Below are 15,423 nucleotides of genomic sequence, written 5' to 3'. Positions count from 1 at the left end.
AGTACGGCTAGCAGGCCGCGGGTCTCCGGAACAGTTACGGCGATTAGGAAGATCACGAGAAATCAGGGCTATATGGGGTAATGCCGACAGTAATCTACACAATGGGACATGTCCCAAATTGTAGCCTTGTCGTGATTCGATTACTTATGTACGATCACTTCGGTTGAGCCTTGGCGAGACCAGGATCGCCTGAAATTTCGCATTCGGAGGTGTCCCGTGGCTTCAAAAATCAGAGCACAGAAAATGCTCATCACCGCGGCGATTATTGCCGCTGGCATCGCATTCGCGAGCCCGGCCCATGCCGTGGTCGAAACGCCTGGCGGAGGCCAGGCCACCACCAACGGTTACACCTGGTCCAATTAATACTACGGGTCGTACTGCCACGGGCCGAAAGCTCATCGGGAGTTACCGCGGTCGCACCGCTGGTGATCCATAAAAGTTTTAGCCCAAAGGCCAGGGTGGCGGTTCAGCTTTCAGCTTTGGGGACGAGCCCACCGGAGACACCGGGCGGAAAGCCGTTCCTCAGCGGGAGCGCCGCAGCTGGAGGGCGAGGTATGTGGATGGCAGAGCCGGTCAGAGCGCGGCGGTTGAGTGAGGACGAGGGACGCCGGTTGCAGCAGATTGTGCGCCGGGGCGGGCATGAGTCGATCCGGGTGCGCCGGGCGCTGATCATCACGGCGTCCGGGTCGGGGACACTCGCCCTGGCTATCGCGTGGTCACCGCACTAGGCCGTGTCCCGTGATCATGTAACTGGGTCGCGGAGCCGCCGTGCTCGCCCGGCCTCAGGACGGCACCAGATACCTACGCCGCAAGGGTCATCCCGCCGTGCAGTGCGAACTCAATACTCTCTGAGCCTTCTGTCCGATTCAGCTACACGGCTGATCATTCGATCATTAGGCTCATCCATGCGGACAGCAAGATCTTGGTTATAGTTCGTGCCCCTCGCTCTGCCTTACCCTCACGGAAGGGAAAGTCATGCAGTCAGGTCGCACTCCCCGTCTCCGTACCTCCGTCACCCACATCCTCGCCCTGGGCACACTGACCACAGGGGTGGTATTGGCTGCGCCGGCACCCGCATTGGCCGAGGCGGGGTGTCTCGTCAATGACGTCTTAGTGCCTTACGGGCCAGACAAAATCGTTAATGGAACCTCTGAAGACGACAAGATCATCTGCATGCTCGCCAACCAGGCCGGCTACACCGTCAGCGGACTCGAGGGCGACGACACCATCGAGATCAACTACTCGAATACGGGCGGCATCAACAACGCCGGCACCATAAACGGCGGCAACGGAAACGACACGATCAACCTCTCCCCCGCGGGGATCGAGGGCAACACGAAGACCGGCGTGATCCATGGCGGCCCCGGCAATGACAGGATCAATGCCCTGGGCGGCAACAATGGCTTGATCCAGGGTGGCCTGGGTGCCGACCACATCGTCGGCGGCGGCGGCATCTACTCCCCTCATCACGAAGGGGGCATTATCGAAGGCAACGAGGGTAACGACACCCTCATCTCCGAAGGCGGGAACGGCGGCGGGGCGTCATTCTCCACCATCGACGGCGGGCTGGGCAACGATCGCATCTGCGGCGGAGCCGGCTACGTCGACTACGAACTGGTCTTGCACTGCCTCCGGCGAGCCGGATACGGCATGAAGCTCTTCGGCGGACCCGGTGCGGATCACATCATCGGGAGCGCGATCGGTCCTGACACCATCCATGGAGGCGGAGGTGCTCAGGAAGGCACCGATGGCGCCGACTTCATCTGCGGCGAACGCGGGACAGTTACGGCGGGTCTCCTCACCACCTGCGCTGCCACCGACGAGCTGTCCGATGGCAACGACACCATTCACGGCGGCGACGGCATCGACGTCATCTTCGGCCAGCATGGTAATGACCAGCTCTTCGGCGATCTCGGAGCCGACGTTCTCCGCGGCGGTGAAGGCACAGACAGCGCGAACGGCGGCAACGGCATCGACACCTGCACCGCGGAAACCAAGGTCTCATGCGAACTCTGACTTGCGGCGGCTGACCCCGACCTAGGCCGTGCCCCGTGATCATGTGAGGGGTCCCGGAGCCAGATCCGGATCGAGGCGACATCGAGGGTGCCCTGGTAGATGCGCTCGCGCTTGTCGAAGCGGGTGGCCACGGCCCGATACTGGCGGAGCTTGTTGACGCAGCGCTCGATGGTGTTGCGCTCCTTGTACCGCTCGGCGTCGAAGTTGGGCGGGCGGCCTCCGGCCGAGCCCCGGTTGGCCTTCTGATCCTCCTTGACGGGGATGACCGCCTGATTACCGTGTCTGCGCAGGTAGGCGCGATTTCCCCGTGAGGAGTAGGCTTTGTCGCCCATCGCGCGGGCGGGCCGCTTGCGCGGCCTGCCCAGCCCGCGCCGCTGGATGCGGATGGACTCCATCAGGGGGATGAAGCGGGGCGAGTCACCGTGCTGGCCAGGGCTGGTGAGCCGGGCGATCGGACGGCAGCGCCGGTCGGCGACCAGGTGAATCTTGGTGGACAACCCGCCTCGGGAGCGGCCCAGCGCCTCCCGGCTCGACGTCACCCGTTCGTGATCTTTATCGGCCCCTTTGACGGGATGTCCAGGGCCGGGGCATGCCGCGCCGCGTGCTGGTGGGCGCGCACCACCGTGGAGTCGGCGCTGACCGTCCAGTCCTCACCCTCGGCCTCATCGCACCCCGCCCGCAGCTCATCGAGGATCCGTGCCCAGGTCCCATCCAGTGACCAGCGGCGATGCCGATTGCAGGCCGTCTTCCACGCCCCGTAGCAGGGCGGCAGGTCCCGCCACGGGTGCCTGTCCGCGTCCGGTGGAAGATCCCGTTGATCACTGTCCGGTGGTCGTTCCACCGCGCGCCCCAGCCCGTGCTCACCGGCAGCAGCGGCTCCAGCCGCTCCTCCTCATCGGTCAGATCATGACGTTTCAGACGTTCCTCATCCACGCTAATGATCTACACCAAACCGGCGCCAAAGATCACGGGACACGGCCTAGCCGGAGAACCTTTTCGCGAGGTCCCGGGCCCATTGCGCGGCCTTGGCCGCCTGTTCGCCGGTGAGGGGTGCGCCAGGCCACCGGCTCAGGCGCTCCACCTGCTCGGCGAAGCGCAGGTGCTCCCGGGAAGCGTGTTCCCGGCAGGCGAGGCAGGTGACGCTTTCCGGACGAGGAGAGGTCATCGCATAGGGCACTTGGAGTCCGCAACCGGTGGTGACGACACTCGGTGCGTCGGGCACGAGGCCCAACAACGACACGGTCGCATTGCGGCCACCGGCGCTGGCCTGCATCACCTTCTGCTCGACGTGGACGTGGGGGTCGGTGTCGCTCATCTGCGTCTGCGCCTCCGTCCGAGTCGTCCCGGAATCAGACTAATGCGTTGACCACTCAGGTTCACCGGGTTGGTCAGACTGCTGGTGGTGGGCACCAGTGTTGCCGACATTCGCTGCGGATACGGGCCAGGCAGTCGGCCGGCTCGCTCGCGCGCGTCCTCTCCCGGGTCAGAGCGCGTGGTCCACGGCGAACTCCTGGTACACCCGCTCCTTGGCCGCCCAGGCCTTGGGCGAGTAAACGGCGTAGAAGGACTTCCCGCACTCCAGGTCCTTCAGAGCCGCCTTGATCTCCTTGTCCAGGTACGGCCTAGCCTCCTCCGGCTTCAGCAGCGGCTTCATGATCAGGATGTGGCCCTTGGGCACCTTCGGCAGCGGGCCCTTGTGCTGCTTCTTGGCGACCTCCGTGGCCTGCTTCGTGTACTGCGACTGACCGAGCTCGGCCAAGGCCGAGGGCTTGGTCGGGCTGACGCCCAGGCACTTGGCGAACCGCTCGCCGAGCTGCGCGAGCTGCTTGTCCTTGTCGAGCGGGACCAAGGACTTGTCCAGCGCCGCGTTGAGCTTGGTGAGGTAGTCGTCCCAGTACGAGGTGACGGTCTTGCCCAGGTGCTGCTTGGCGGCCTTGGCGAAGCAGCCGTCGTCGGCGGCGCGCCACTTCTTCAGCTCCTCCGCCGACATCGCCATCAGGTTCTCGTTGTTCGGGTTCTCCCCCGACACGGGGTTGACCACCGTGTCGCGCGGATAGACGACCTTGGACCAGACGCCGAACCCGTATTTGGCCCGGTACGCGCGCAGCGCCTCATAGTCGCCCGTCAGCCGCTCGCGCTCCCCGGGCTGCCACGTGCGCTTGATGACCGGCTCAGCCAGGTAGGTGAAGCCCTGCTCCTGCATGCAGGCGACCCTCGTCTCCTCCATGGCGGCCTTCTTCTTGTACGCGGCCTCCGTCTCCGGCGAGGTGAGACCGCCGGACGAAGCGATGAGCAGGGTGACCGCGACGGCCTTCGCTGCGATGAACATGGCAAAACTCCTTCATCTGTGTGGACATGCGAAACAGAACTTCCGGCAGAAAGGCCGGATCGGGGGAAGTCTCAGCAGGGGATCTTCATGCGGGACGCCTTCGGCGACACTTCGGGCAGCCCGGGAACGAGATCGACGGCGAGCACTGCGGTGCCGTTCACCGCGCCCTTCTTCTCGGTGTGCTCGCCGCCAGAGGGCGTTTTCACCTTGCGGTCCCTGGTGTTCACCGTGCGCTCGCCCAGGTAGCGATAGGTCCGCCGGTCGAAGATCAGCTCGGACCGGGTGCCGTTGCCCTCGTCCATGGCGACGGCCAGGCCGGGGCGGCCGGCGGCGTCCACGGCATCGGGGATGAGCACGATGCCGTCCAGCCCGGCGGCCACCTGGTACAGCGCGGCGCCCAGGCTGGGACGTACCACGGACTCGGCGACCAGGCCCTGGAGGGAGGACCAGATGCGCAGCGGCTCCTCGCCCGTGTCGGCCACGATCTTCGCGCGCACCTGGGCGGGGTCCGTCGGCCAGGCGCTCAGCCGGGCGTAGGCCGGCTGGCCGGGGCAGGCCGCCGGCTCGTACACAATGTCCTCGGAGCCGTGGTCCCAGAGATACCGGGGCGCCGGTCCCGTGGCTGACAGGCCCTGCTCACGGCTCAGCCAGGGCTTGCCCACGTCGGCGGCCTCCCAGCGCTCCTCGTTGACCAGCACCTTGGCGTACTGCGTCCGGCCCGACTCGTCCTCGGTGTACAGACTGCGCTGGGCCAGTCTCTTGGTGTGGACGTACTGGCCGCGGGCCGGCACCGTGTCAGGCTGGTCGGCGGCGGCCTGCGCGGCCAGGTTGAGCAGCGCCTTGGCGTCGGCCGGAGGCGCGGCGAGCAGGTACCCGGGGGTGTGCGGGCCGGAGCCGCCCAGACCCACCTCGGTGACGAGGATGCCGGCGGTGAGCGTCACCGCCATCGCGCCGACCAGGGCGACGCGCCGGATCGGCAGCGAGGTACGCCACCTGGGGCGCGGACGGTCGAACCGGGACACCAGGGCGGCACGGGAGCCCGCCAGGTCACGCTCGGTCGCCTCGGGGATCTTGGCCCACAGCCGGCCGAGCTCCTCCATCTCATCCATGGTCTGCCCCTTCCAGTGCCTGGCGGACCTTCTTGCGCGCCCGGTTGAGCCGGGATCGCACGGTCCCGACCGGGACGTTCAGCGCCTCGGCCACCTCCTCGTACGTCAACTCCGCCCACGCCACCAGCAGCAGCGCGTCCCGGTCCCCGGTGCGTAACCCGGCCAGCGCCGCCACCAGCGGCCTGTTGACCGCGAGCGTGCCCACTCCGTCCTCCACCGGCCCACCGGTGATCTCCGCCGGGTCCACGCCGCCGCGCACGTACGCGCGGTAGCGGGCCACCTCGCGCCGCCGCCGTTTGCCGATCACGTTCGAGGCGATGCCGTACAACCAGGGCCGGGCGTCGGCCTGGCCGGGCTGGTAGCGGTGCCGGTGTTCGAACGCTGCCAGGAACGTCTCGGACACCACGTCCTCGGCCGAGTCGTAACCGAGCCTGCGGGCCGCGTAGCGGTGCAGGGCAGGCGCGTGCCGGTCGAACACTGTGGCGAACGCCTCCGGCTCCCGCAACGATCGGCGGATCAGGTCGGTGTCGGCGGCCTCGGCTGTCGCCGGTTCGGCCATGGACTGGTCAGCTCCTTCACGCGGTGCCCAGATGCGGCAAGCGGGCAGATTCGCCTGTATTTACCGCTGCTCCGCCGAAGAGTTCACGCCGGGGCCGATGTTTCTCCGCGGGCCGCCACTGGGAGAGGGGGCCTGATCGGGGTCCACCGTGGCGACCGCTTGATCGGCTACGTCCATGTCCTCGCGATATTTCCGGTCGTCGAGGGGCGGCAGACAGTCGCTGAGTAGGATCCGCCAGATCAAACTCAGCGACTATCGCTCTGAGGTCATCATCGGTGTCAGGGCAGGAGCCATCGGGGCGAGGCCGAGGTCGGCGAGCGCGGCGGCGCCGCGGGCGGCATGGTCGCCGTCGGCGAGCACCAGGGTCCGTGCCGACTGGTACCGGCAGCCGGCGGCGTCGAAGGCGTCTGCCGTGGCGAGCAGTCGCTCCTGGTCATTGTCGAGAAGTGCTTCGGCACGCTCCACGATGGCGCTGGCGACCGGGTTTCCGGCCGTGATGGTCCGGGCGTCGGCCAGGCGGTCGCGAGCGTCGGGGCGCCCGGCGAGCACGGCGGCCTCTGCGCGTAGCGCCACGTACCAGTGGAGCCAGATCCAGGTGACCCATTTCCATACCTCGCCGGGCTCGGGCGCCATCCGCTCCAGAGCCTTCCTGCCCTGCCCACGGTGAAGCAGCCTCATCGCGTCGAAGACAGCCCCATAGCCGTAGGTGCGCTCAGGTGTGTCGCCGAGCCGATCCAGGAGCGTCCGCCATTCGCGCTCGGCGTCGTGGTCGTCGCGGAGGTGGTGGATCATCGCCACTGCCGCCGCCGCCGGGCCGAGGGCCAACGTGGCTGGGCTACCCGCCCGCTGCCACGCGTCGAGGAACCGCGTGCTACCGGTGAGCGCCTGGTCAACGTTGCCCGCCAGCGCGTCGGCGACCAGCAGCCAGCTCGTGGCACGGTGGCCTACCTCGGCCAGTGACGGATGGTCGGCGAGTTGCCGTGCCCACCGGTTGGCGCCCGGCAGGTTCCCAGCGCCGAGGCTGGTCTGGGCAGCCATGCCGAGCGCGTCGATCAGCTCGTGCGTGCCGGCCGGAGTATCCGGTGTGGACGACAGCAGCATGACCCGGCGCCGGGCCGTGGCCGCGGTGGCGAACGTGTCACCGGCCCAGCTCTGGGCGGCGGTGAGCGCGTCGAGTGCGGCGGACTCGGCGAGCGGGTCGCCGGTACGGCGCGCGAGTTCGACCGCTCGCTCGGCGCGCGCAAGCGTCTCTGGCACCGTGTTGTCGGGCGGGCCCTGAGCGGCGCCGAACGCGTCGGTGAGCACCCCGGCCTCGGCCAGCGCCACCGCCGCCTGCGCGTTCGGGTCGTCACCGGCCAGATCCCGCGCCTCGCTGATCAGTGCGATCGCCTCCTCCCGGGGCGGGATCTGCACGAACGTGCTCGAGAACCGGTACGCGGTTGTGGCGGCGGTCGCCAGGTCGCGGGCGGCGGCGGCGGTATCCCCAGCTCGGCGGACAGCGTCCGCGGCGGCGCGGTGGAGGCGGTACATGTCATCACCACGCGTCCGGCAGCCGGCCACGGCCGCGGCGTGCCGGAGCATCGATGCGGTGGTGGCGGGGTCGTCGGCGAGCGCGGCCGCCTGCTCGTATCGCTGCTGGGATTCGCCGATCAGGTTGCGGTTGAAGGTCAGTTCCGCCAGACGCCGGGCGATGCGCTGCGCGTCCGCATGCTGCTCCGGCTGGTCGGCCGCCCAGGCCAGGGCGGCGCGGAGATCGTCCGCAACCGCGTCGAACCGGGCCCGCCAGTCCGCTCCCACCACCGCCAGGTCGGCGGCCTTGGCCAGGCACCAGCGAAGGTGCCGGGCTCGGGTGTCGGCCAGCTCACCGGCCTCGGTGAGCCGCTCGGTCGCGTACTGTCGGATGGTCTCCAACGCTCGGTACTTCGTACCGTTCGCGGACGCCGTCACCATCAGCAGGCTCTGTTCGGCGAGCCGGGCCAGCCCGTCGGCGACCAGGCCTTCCTCGGACCCGGTGACGTCCGCCGCCGCAGCAACGGTGAACGGCGCCACGAACACCGACACCCGGCGCAGCAGCGCCCGGTCGCCCGGCTCCAGCAGGGCATGGCTCCAGTCCAGCGCCGCCCGCACCGAACGGTGCCGCTCATCGGCACGGGAGCCGCCGGTGAGCATCCGCAGCGGGTGGGACAGGGCGGCGGTGATGCCGTCCAGCCCGAGCGTGGGATACCGGGCGGCGGCCAGCTCGATCGCCAGCGCCATTCCATCCAGCCGCTCACAGATCGAGGCGATCTGGTCGTGCAGTGGAGGATCCAGCGGCCAGCCGACCGCCGCCGCCCGCTCCATGAACAACGCGACCGCGTCCGACTCGCCGTCGACGGCCAGCGACAGCGGTGGTACCTGATACACCCGTTCGAAGGGCACCATCAGCCGGGCCCGGCTGGTCGCCAGCACCGTCACTCGAGGGCACGTCGCCAGCAGCCGCTCGAGAAAGAGCGCCACCCCGTCCACCACTTGCTCGCAGTTGTCCAGCACCAGCAGCGCATGACGGTCGGCCAGCGCGGCGGCCACGGACTCGGTCATGTCGCGACCGGGCTGCTCACCGAGGCCGAGCGCCCCGGCGACCGCAGTCGCGATCACGCCCGGATCGGTGACCGGGACGAGGTCGACGAACCACACCCCGTCGGAGTACTCGCCGGCTGCTTGCGCGGCCACCGCCAACGCGAGCCGGGTCTTGCCCACTCCGCCGGGACCGATCGCGGTCACCTGGCGGTGCGCCTTGATCATCTCGGTCAGCTCGGCCCGTTCGTTCACCCGGCCGATGAACGAGGTCAGCGGGGCCGGCAGAACCGGTGCCGGGTGAGACGGGCCGGCGCCGGCCGGCTCGGGTGCACGCTGGGCGAGCGCCCGCCGATCCGGCACCTCCAGCTTGCGCAGCAGCGAGGAGACGTGACTCTCCACGGTACGCACCGAGATGCACAGCCGTGCCGCGATCTCGGCGTTGCTGAGATGGGCCCCGACCAGTTCCAGCACCTCGGCTTCTCGAGGCGAGATCTCCACTCCTGTCACCATTGCCCCAGTTTGCCGCATCCCTCCGCGCCCCCATCCGCAGTGGCCACGGTGTCCGATCCGTGCCGCCGATCCGTGGGCGGTTCCGTGGTCACCACGGATGTGGATCGGCCTGGCCGGAAGGAAAGCTGTGAATACGCACACAGCGGGTCGATGCGACCCACGACTACAGGAGTGACCATGACCGGCTCTCCCACCCAGGGAATCAAGACCGTGCTGCACCCCGTGTCCGACCTGGCGAAGGCCAAGGCGGTGTACGCCGCCCTGCTCGGCGTCCCGCCGCAGGCCGACTCGTCCTACTACGTCGGCTTCGATGCCGAGGGCCAGCACATCGGGCTGGTGCCGGGCGGTGGACCGCAGGGCATGACCTCACCGGTGGCCTACTGGCACGTGCCGGACATCGAGGCGAAGCTGGCCGAGGTGACCGCCGCGGGTGCCACCGTGAAGGAGGCCGCGCACGACGTCGGCGGCGGCCGCCTGGTGGCCACTGTCACCGACCCCGACGGCAACGTCCTCGGGCTCCTGCAGGACCGGTGAGCACCGGCCTGCCCCCCATATCCGCCGCGTAGCGGCCCCCGACAAGACGACAAACCCCCCTCGCTCAAAGGACCTGCCATGACCTCCTTCGCATCCGTCACCCTGGAAGTTCCCGACCCCGCGGCCGCGGACGCCTTCTACAAAGCCTTCGGCCTGGGCCCTTACGTGAACGTACGCGCCTCGGATGCGCCGACGACCGGCTTCCGTGGGTTCGCGCTGTCACTCGTGGCGTCCCAGCCGGGCAACGTCGACGCCCTCATCGGCGCCGCCCTCGACGCCGGCGCCACCACGCTGAAGCCGGCCACGAAGGGGTTCTGGGGCTACGGCGGCGTCGTACGCGCCCCGGACGGGACGATCTGCAAGATCGCGACCTCGAAGAAGAAGGACACCGGCCCTGCCGCCCAGCACATCGACCAGGTCGCGCTCCTGTTGGGAGTGGCGGATGTCAAGGCGAGCAAGCGGTTCTACGTCGACCGCGGCCTGGCCGTGGCGAAGAGCTTCGGCGGCAAGTACGTCGAGTTCGACACCCCGTCGTCGGCCGTCACGCTGGCGCTCTACCCGCGCCGCGCCCTCGCCAAGGACACCGGCGTCTCCCAGGAGGGCACTGGATCGCACCGGATCGTGATCGGCAGCGATGCCGGGCTCTTCACCGACCCGGACGGGTTCGTCTGGGAGACCGCGTCCGTCTGAGGCGCGGCGGGGCGACCTCGACGGCACCGACCCGAGTAGAGGACCATCAGGTCCCTTCGCAAGACTCCGAATATCAAGATCCTCAAGGGGGAAATCTGCCATGAGCAGCACCGAAAGCAGCACATACAAGGGATTCACGGCCGAGGAGCGGGCCGCGATGAAGGACCACGCCCAAGAGCAGAAGAAGGCAGCGCGCCGCAGCTCACGCGCGGACAAGGCGGCGGAGGCGGCGCGGGACGTGCTCGCGAAGATCGCCGAGATGCAGGACTCGGACCGGATCATGGCCGAGCGCGTCCATGCCGTCATCACAGCCAGCGCCCCGGTCCTGGCGCCGAAGCTCTGGTATGGGATGCCTGCCTACGCGCTGGACGGCAAGATCGTGTGCCACTTCCAGAGCGCGGAGAAGTTCAAGACGCGCTACGCGACGCTCGGGTTCAGCGACCAGGCGAACCTGGACGACGGCACGATGTGGGCTGCCGGTTTCGCCCTGACCGAGGTGACGCCCGAGGTGGAGGCGCGGATCAGCGCGCTGGTAAAGCAGGCGGTGAGCTGAGGCGCGCCCGGCGATCTCGGTGCGGGGCGTTCGCACCATCAACCCTTGGCGATCTTCTGTCTTCGGCTTCTACGCGGGCGCTCAAGGGAGATGTGGCCACTGAGGCATTGACCGGCTACGGGCCCTTTCGTACGTTCAGGGGGCTCGTTGGACGGCATCGCCAGGAGGCGCTCATGGCAGCACGGTCCAGCACCACATGGCCCTGGCCGGACCTTCCACCCGGTCCGTTCGGCACCCCCTCCCCTGACCTGGTCCGCAGGCTCGCCCAGGCTCCGATGGAGCCCACCACGATGCCGAGCGGAGACCAGGTACCCATGATCGTCAGGTACGAGGACGTCCGTGCCCTTCTCACCTCGCCGGCCAGCAGCCGCAACCTGCGGGCACCCGGCCTTCCCAGAATGGTGAGCGGCACCGCCCTCGAGGACGACCCCGCAGCACTGATCAACCAGGACCCGCCGGAGCACACGCGCTACCGCCGCATCATGCAAGGCACCTTCACTCCCAGGCATATCGAGCGCTGGCGGCCTCGCGCAGCGGCGATCGCCAACGAGCTGATCGACGCGGCCGGCCAGGAGTTCGACATGGTCGCCGATTTCGCCCTGCCACTGCCCGCGCGGGTGATCTGCGAGATGCTGGGCGTCCCGATGGACCGGTTCGAGCAGTTCCGCGGTTGGACGGAGATGTTCCTGTCCACCTCTGAGGCGAGCGCCGAGGCCAGGGGAGAGGGATTCGCCGCGTTCATGGCGTACGCCGGCGAGCTGGTCGCGGAGCACCGGGTCAGACCGGGAGACGATCTCATTGACCTGCTCATCGAGGCGCGCGACGAGGGGGACAGGCTGAGTGAGGCGGAGCTGACCCACATGGTCTTCACGCTGATCATGGCCGGGCACGAGACCACCGCATCGATCATCATCCGGGGCGCATTCCGCCTTCTGTGCCACTCTGAGCAGTACGCGCAGCTGGCGGCCCGACCCGAGCTCCTGGAATCGGCGGTGGAGGAGATCCTGCGCTGCGAAGGTCCCGGGGGGAACGGCTTGCTTCGGCGGGCCACCGAGGACATCGAGCTGTCCAGCGGCGTGATCCCGAAGGGCACCGTCGTGCTGCCCAACCCCACGGGCGCCAACCACGATCCGTCGGCGTTCGACGATCCACTGCGGTTCGACATCCAGAGGTTCGCCGGGACGGCGCCCAACCCGCACCTGGCGTTCGGCCACGGTCCCCACTACTGCCTGGGGGCGAATCTGGCCAGGATGGAACTGCAGGAAGCCTTCCGCGCCTTGGTGACGCGGCTGCCCACCCTCCGTGCCCAAGAGGACTTGTCGACCCTGCGGTGGACCAATGACGGACTGATCTATCGCCCCCTCCGGCTCCCGGTCAAGGGAGGCTGAGTACGGATGATCACCTGACCGCGCGGCGTCGTCGTCCCAGGCAGCGGTCGGCCTCGGCCCGGGTAGGGCGGCGGCGCCGGCCGACGCGTACGACGTCGAGTTCGGTGGTGACCTTGTCGAAGGCCCGTAGCGACAACGGGTGCTGATCGGGTGCGTCACCAGAGTCGAGCAGCACGGTGCGCACCAAAGCGCGCGCGGCTCACCAGGTGCTGTCCCGGCGACGGTTGCGTCTGAAAGCTGCCAGCGTCTGCCGCTTCATCGTTGATTGGCTGGGTGGCCGTAGTCCACGTGCGTCTGCCTGAACGGGAACCATGTCAACGACCACGCTCACCCGACCCCGCTCGCCATTCATCGACTGGCTCGCGGTCACCTCGCTCATGTTGGGCATCTTCGCCATCGTCACCAGCGAGATTTTGCCCATCGGCCTGCTGACCGACATCGGCGCCGACTTCGGCATCTCCGACGGCACCACGGGACTGACCATGGCCCTGCCCGGCATCGTCGCTTCGATCGCCGCGCCCGCCGTCACGCTGACCACCGCCCGCCTGGACCGCCGGGTGATGCTGTGCGTCCTCATGGCGGTGCTCGCCGTCGCCGACGTGCTGGCTGCCGTGGCGAGTTCCTACTGGGTCATGCTGGTCTCCCGGGTGCTCGTCGGCCTCGTCATCGGGGGATTCTGGTCGATCGGGGCCGGACTGGGCGGCCGCCTGGTGCCGCCGCCGTCCGTCAGCGCCGCCACTGCTTTGATCTTCTCTGCCGTGCCGCTGGGTTCCGTGCTCGGCGTACCGGCCGGGACCTTCATCGGGCACCTCGCGGGCTGGCGAACCGCCTTCTTCGCTCTGGCCGCGCTGGCCATCGTCGTCCTGGTCGCGCTGCTGATGCTGCTTCCGCCGCTGCCCGCGCATCAGGTCACCAGCCCTCGCGTCCTGCTCGACCTGCTGCGTGGTCGGGGTGCCAAAATCGCCCTGCTGGCGACCTTCCTCATCGTCCTGGCCCACTTCGGCACCTACACCTACGTCACGCCCTTTCTCCAGCACGTCACCGGCCTGCATCCCGCAGCCGTCAGCGCCGTCCTGCTGGCGTACGGCATCGCCGGAATCGCCGGCAACTTCCTGGCCGGCAAGGCCGCCGCCACACGTCTGCGACACGCCTTCGTGACCTGCGGCTGCCTCATCGCGGCCACCACCCTGTCATTGCCCTTGATCGGCACCACGACCGTCGGCGCCGTCGTATTGCTCGTGCTCTGGGGGCTGGCCTATGGCGGCGTGCCCGTCTGTTCGCAGGCATTGTTCATGAACTCCGCCCCCCACACGCCCGAAGCCGCCACGGTCGTCTTCACCTCCTCGTTCCAAGCGACCTTCGCCCTCGGCGCGTTCTTCGGCGGTGCCGTCGTCGACGCCTTCTCGGTCTCGATCGTGATGATCTGCGGCGGGCTGGCTGCTCTCCTCATGGCGGCGTCCCTGTGGTCGCTCACGAGATCCGGCTGATCCTGCGTCCGGCTATGCGGATGTGTTCGGCCTTCGGGTGGCGCATGCGTAGCAGTTTCCCGTAACAAACGCAGAGGGTTCCCGCAATGGTGAAGGGGCCAGGGGCCTAAGTAGCTTCGGCAGGTGCTCAGAACCACCCTTGCCGCGATCTGTCTCGCCCTGACGCCCAACACCGCAGCGTCGGTCCCGACGTCTGTCGACGCCTATGTCGAGCAGTACCGCGAGGCCACAGGGCTGCCGGGGGTCGCGGTGGCGATCACGAAAGGGGCCGAGGTCATCCACGCCACCGGGCACGGTCACACCGCCGCCGGCGATCCCGTGACCGCCGACACTCCCATGGCGGTGGCCTCGGTCAGCAAGTCCTTCACCGCCTTGGCCGTCATGCAACTGGCCGAGACGGGCAAGGTCGCCCTGGACCAACCGGCGCGCCGCTACCTGCCCGAGTTCACGATGGCCGACCCGCGGGCCACGAAGATCACCATACGTCAGCTGCTGAATCAGACCTCGGGCATGGCCGACTCGGCCTTCCCCGAGAAGAGCCTGCCACAGCCGGACACGCTCGAAGGCGCCGTGGCCCGGCTCAGGACGGCGAGGCTCGCCACGGATCCCGGGACCGCCTTCAGCTACCACAACACCAACTACCAGGTCGCCGCACGGCTCGTCGAGGTGGTCAGCGGCCGGCCGTTTGCGGACTACCTCGACGCGAACGTGTTCGAACCCCTCGGCATGCGTCGCAGCACGACCGTCAACACCGATCGCGACCTGCCCGGCAGCGCACGCGGTTACCTGTACGTTCTCGGCCAGGCCGTCGCCTTACCCGAGCCCACCGGGTTCGGAAACGGCTCGGGCGGAATCCTCAGCACCGCCAACGACATGGCGCGCTGGCTGATCGCGCAGAACACCGGGCTCCTGTCTCAGAAGGCCGTCCGCGAAATGCGCACTCCGTCGAAGCAGAACGAGGAGTACGCCCTCGGGTGGATGATCGGCAATACCGGACGCGGCACCCCCGTGATCGAGCACGGCGGCGACCTGTTCACCTCCACTGCTCACCAGCTGCTGATGCCGGAATCCGGCTACGGCGTCGCCGTCATGGCCAACACCGGCATGGCCTTTTCGGACGCGCACGCCCTCATGACCGGCATCGTCGCCATCATCGAAGGCGGCACCCCGCAGCTGCCCTCCACGCAGTCCCTGCTCCTCACCGACGTGCTCTTCGCGCTGCTCACGCTGGTGACCATCGGGCTCGCGGCGCGCGGCGCCGTACGTGCCCGGCGATGGGCCGCGCGCCGTACGGGATGGCAGCTATGGCGGCTGGCGCCGTACCTGGTCCCGCTCGTGTTGTGCGTGACACTCGCCCCGATCCATCGCGTGCTGGCGCGCGGACGCGACGCCATGTGGATCCAGCTGGCCTACCTCTACCCGACGTTCATGGTCTGGCTGGTGACGGCTGCGGCCGCGGGCCTTACGGTCGTCGCCGCACGTCTCTGGGGCGCAGCACGGCTACGAACCTGATGAAGCGCCGCGCGGTGCCCGGCTGCCGGCGGTGAGCCGCATGGGTCCACCGTGGAGGTCGGCCCACGTCCTGGACGACACACTGGTTGACCAGCTGCTTGACGAATAGACAGACCCAAACTTTACCTTGTATTGGGATGACCGATATGGTGGTTTCGGCCCAAGATCTATTTGCTCTAA

14 protein-coding genes and 1 pseudogene are annotated in these 15,423 nt (G+C 68.4%); 8 read left to right on the top strand and 7 right to left on the bottom strand.

Annotated elements, in window-relative coordinates; genetic code table 11:
* Window positions 1-216: 216 nt before the first annotated feature.
* Both ACTMTI_RS05395 and ACTMTI_RS05390 read left to right on the top strand, forming a co-directional pair.
* Window positions 217-363, top strand: a complete 147-nt coding sequence (locus tag ACTMTI_RS05395) for a hypothetical protein (RefSeq protein ID WP_441118487.1) — start codon at window positions 217-219, stop codon at window positions 361-363.
* A gap of 810 nt (window positions 364-1,173) precedes the next feature.
* The gene (locus ACTMTI_RS05390; RefSeq protein ID WP_441118851.1) at window positions 1,174-2,016 is read left to right on the top strand and encodes a calcium-binding protein; all 843 of its coding nucleotides are present in this window, start codon (window positions 1,174-1,176) and stop codon (window positions 2,014-2,016) included.
* Between the two features lie 50 nt (window positions 2,017-2,066).
* Here the strand turns inward: ACTMTI_RS05390 and ACTMTI_RS05385 are convergent.
* The 6 genes and pseudogenes from ACTMTI_RS05385 to ACTMTI_RS05360 form a co-directional block, all read right to left on the bottom strand.
* Window positions 2,067-2,934 (bottom strand): annotated as a pseudogene (locus ACTMTI_RS05385) (IS5 family transposase); the annotation flags it as partial.
* A 61-nt stretch (window positions 2,935-2,995) separates the two neighbouring features.
* Window positions 2,996-3,331, bottom strand: coding sequence for a hypothetical protein (locus ACTMTI_RS05380; RefSeq protein WP_441118486.1), 336 nt, complete (start codon window positions 3,329-3,331; stop codon window positions 2,996-2,998).
* A gap of 168 nt (window positions 3,332-3,499) precedes the next feature.
* Window positions 3,500-4,345, bottom strand: coding sequence for a hypothetical protein (locus ACTMTI_RS05375; protein ID WP_441118485.1), 846 nt, complete (start codon window positions 4,343-4,345; stop codon window positions 3,500-3,502).
* 71 nt (window positions 4,346-4,416) lie between these two features.
* Entirely contained in the window at window positions 4,417-5,454 is a 1,038-nt protein-coding gene (locus ACTMTI_RS05370; RefSeq protein WP_441118484.1) for a CU044_5270 family protein, read from the bottom strand.
* On the bottom strand, window positions 5,447-6,013 hold the full coding sequence (locus ACTMTI_RS05365; RefSeq protein ID WP_441118483.1) for an RNA polymerase sigma factor: 567 nt from the start codon (window positions 6,011-6,013) through the stop codon (window positions 5,447-5,449). Before ACTMTI_RS05365 ends, ACTMTI_RS05370 begins: the two co-directional genes overlap by 8 nt.
* Window positions 6,014-6,265: 252 nt before the next feature.
* A complete protein-coding gene (locus ACTMTI_RS05360) occupies window positions 6,266-9,079 on the bottom strand; it encodes an ATP-binding protein (RefSeq protein ID WP_441118482.1) in 2,814 nt (937 codons plus the stop codon).
* A 177-nt stretch (window positions 9,080-9,256) separates the two neighbouring features.
* On the opposite strand from ACTMTI_RS05360, the gene ACTMTI_RS05355 reads away from it, so the two are divergent.
* From ACTMTI_RS05355 to ACTMTI_RS05340, 4 genes are all read left to right on the top strand, one after another.
* Window positions 9,257-9,613: a VOC family protein gene (locus ACTMTI_RS05355; protein ID WP_441118481.1), complete on the top strand. Its 357-nt coding sequence runs from the start codon at window positions 9,257-9,259 to the stop codon at window positions 9,611-9,613.
* Between the two features lie 78 nt (window positions 9,614-9,691).
* Entirely contained in the window at window positions 9,692-10,303 is a 612-nt protein-coding gene (locus ACTMTI_RS05350) for a glyoxalase (RefSeq protein ID WP_441118480.1), read from the top strand.
* Between the two features lie 100 nt (window positions 10,304-10,403).
* Window positions 10,404-10,856, top strand: a complete 453-nt coding sequence (locus ACTMTI_RS05345; RefSeq protein ID WP_441118479.1) for an iron chaperone — start codon at window positions 10,404-10,406, stop codon at window positions 10,854-10,856.
* Window positions 10,857-11,029: 173 nt separating this feature from the next.
* A complete protein-coding gene (locus tag ACTMTI_RS05340; RefSeq protein ID WP_441118478.1) occupies window positions 11,030-12,244 on the top strand; it encodes a cytochrome P450 in 1,215 nt (404 codons plus the stop codon).
* A 10-nt stretch (window positions 12,245-12,254) separates the two neighbouring features.
* On the opposite strand, the gene ACTMTI_RS05335 is transcribed toward ACTMTI_RS05340, so the two are convergent.
* Window positions 12,255-12,419, bottom strand: a complete 165-nt coding sequence (locus ACTMTI_RS05335; protein WP_441118477.1) for a hypothetical protein — start codon at window positions 12,417-12,419, stop codon at window positions 12,255-12,257.
* Window positions 12,420-12,555: 136 nt separating this feature from the next.
* On the opposite strand from ACTMTI_RS05335, the gene ACTMTI_RS05330 reads away from it, so the two are divergent.
* Together ACTMTI_RS05330 and ACTMTI_RS05325 are read left to right on the top strand one after the other, a co-directional pair.
* Complete coding sequence (locus ACTMTI_RS05330; RefSeq protein ID WP_441118476.1) at window positions 12,556-13,731, top strand: MFS transporter; 1,176 nt, start codon at window positions 12,556-12,558, stop codon at window positions 13,729-13,731.
* 123 nt (window positions 13,732-13,854) lie between these two features.
* Window positions 13,855-15,243 (top strand): serine hydrolase domain-containing protein, encoded by a 1,389-nt coding sequence (locus ACTMTI_RS05325; protein WP_441118475.1) that lies wholly within the window; start codon window positions 13,855-13,857, stop codon window positions 15,241-15,243.
* The last annotated feature ends 180 nt before the right edge of the window (window positions 15,244-15,423 follow it).

This window comes from Nonomuraea sp. H19, assembly GCF_052068215.1.
GTDB lineage: Bacteria > Actinomycetota > Actinomycetes > Streptosporangiales > Streptosporangiaceae > Nonomuraea.
Note: the sequence above shows the minus strand (reverse complement) of the source record. Positions and strands in the feature narration are given on the sequence as shown.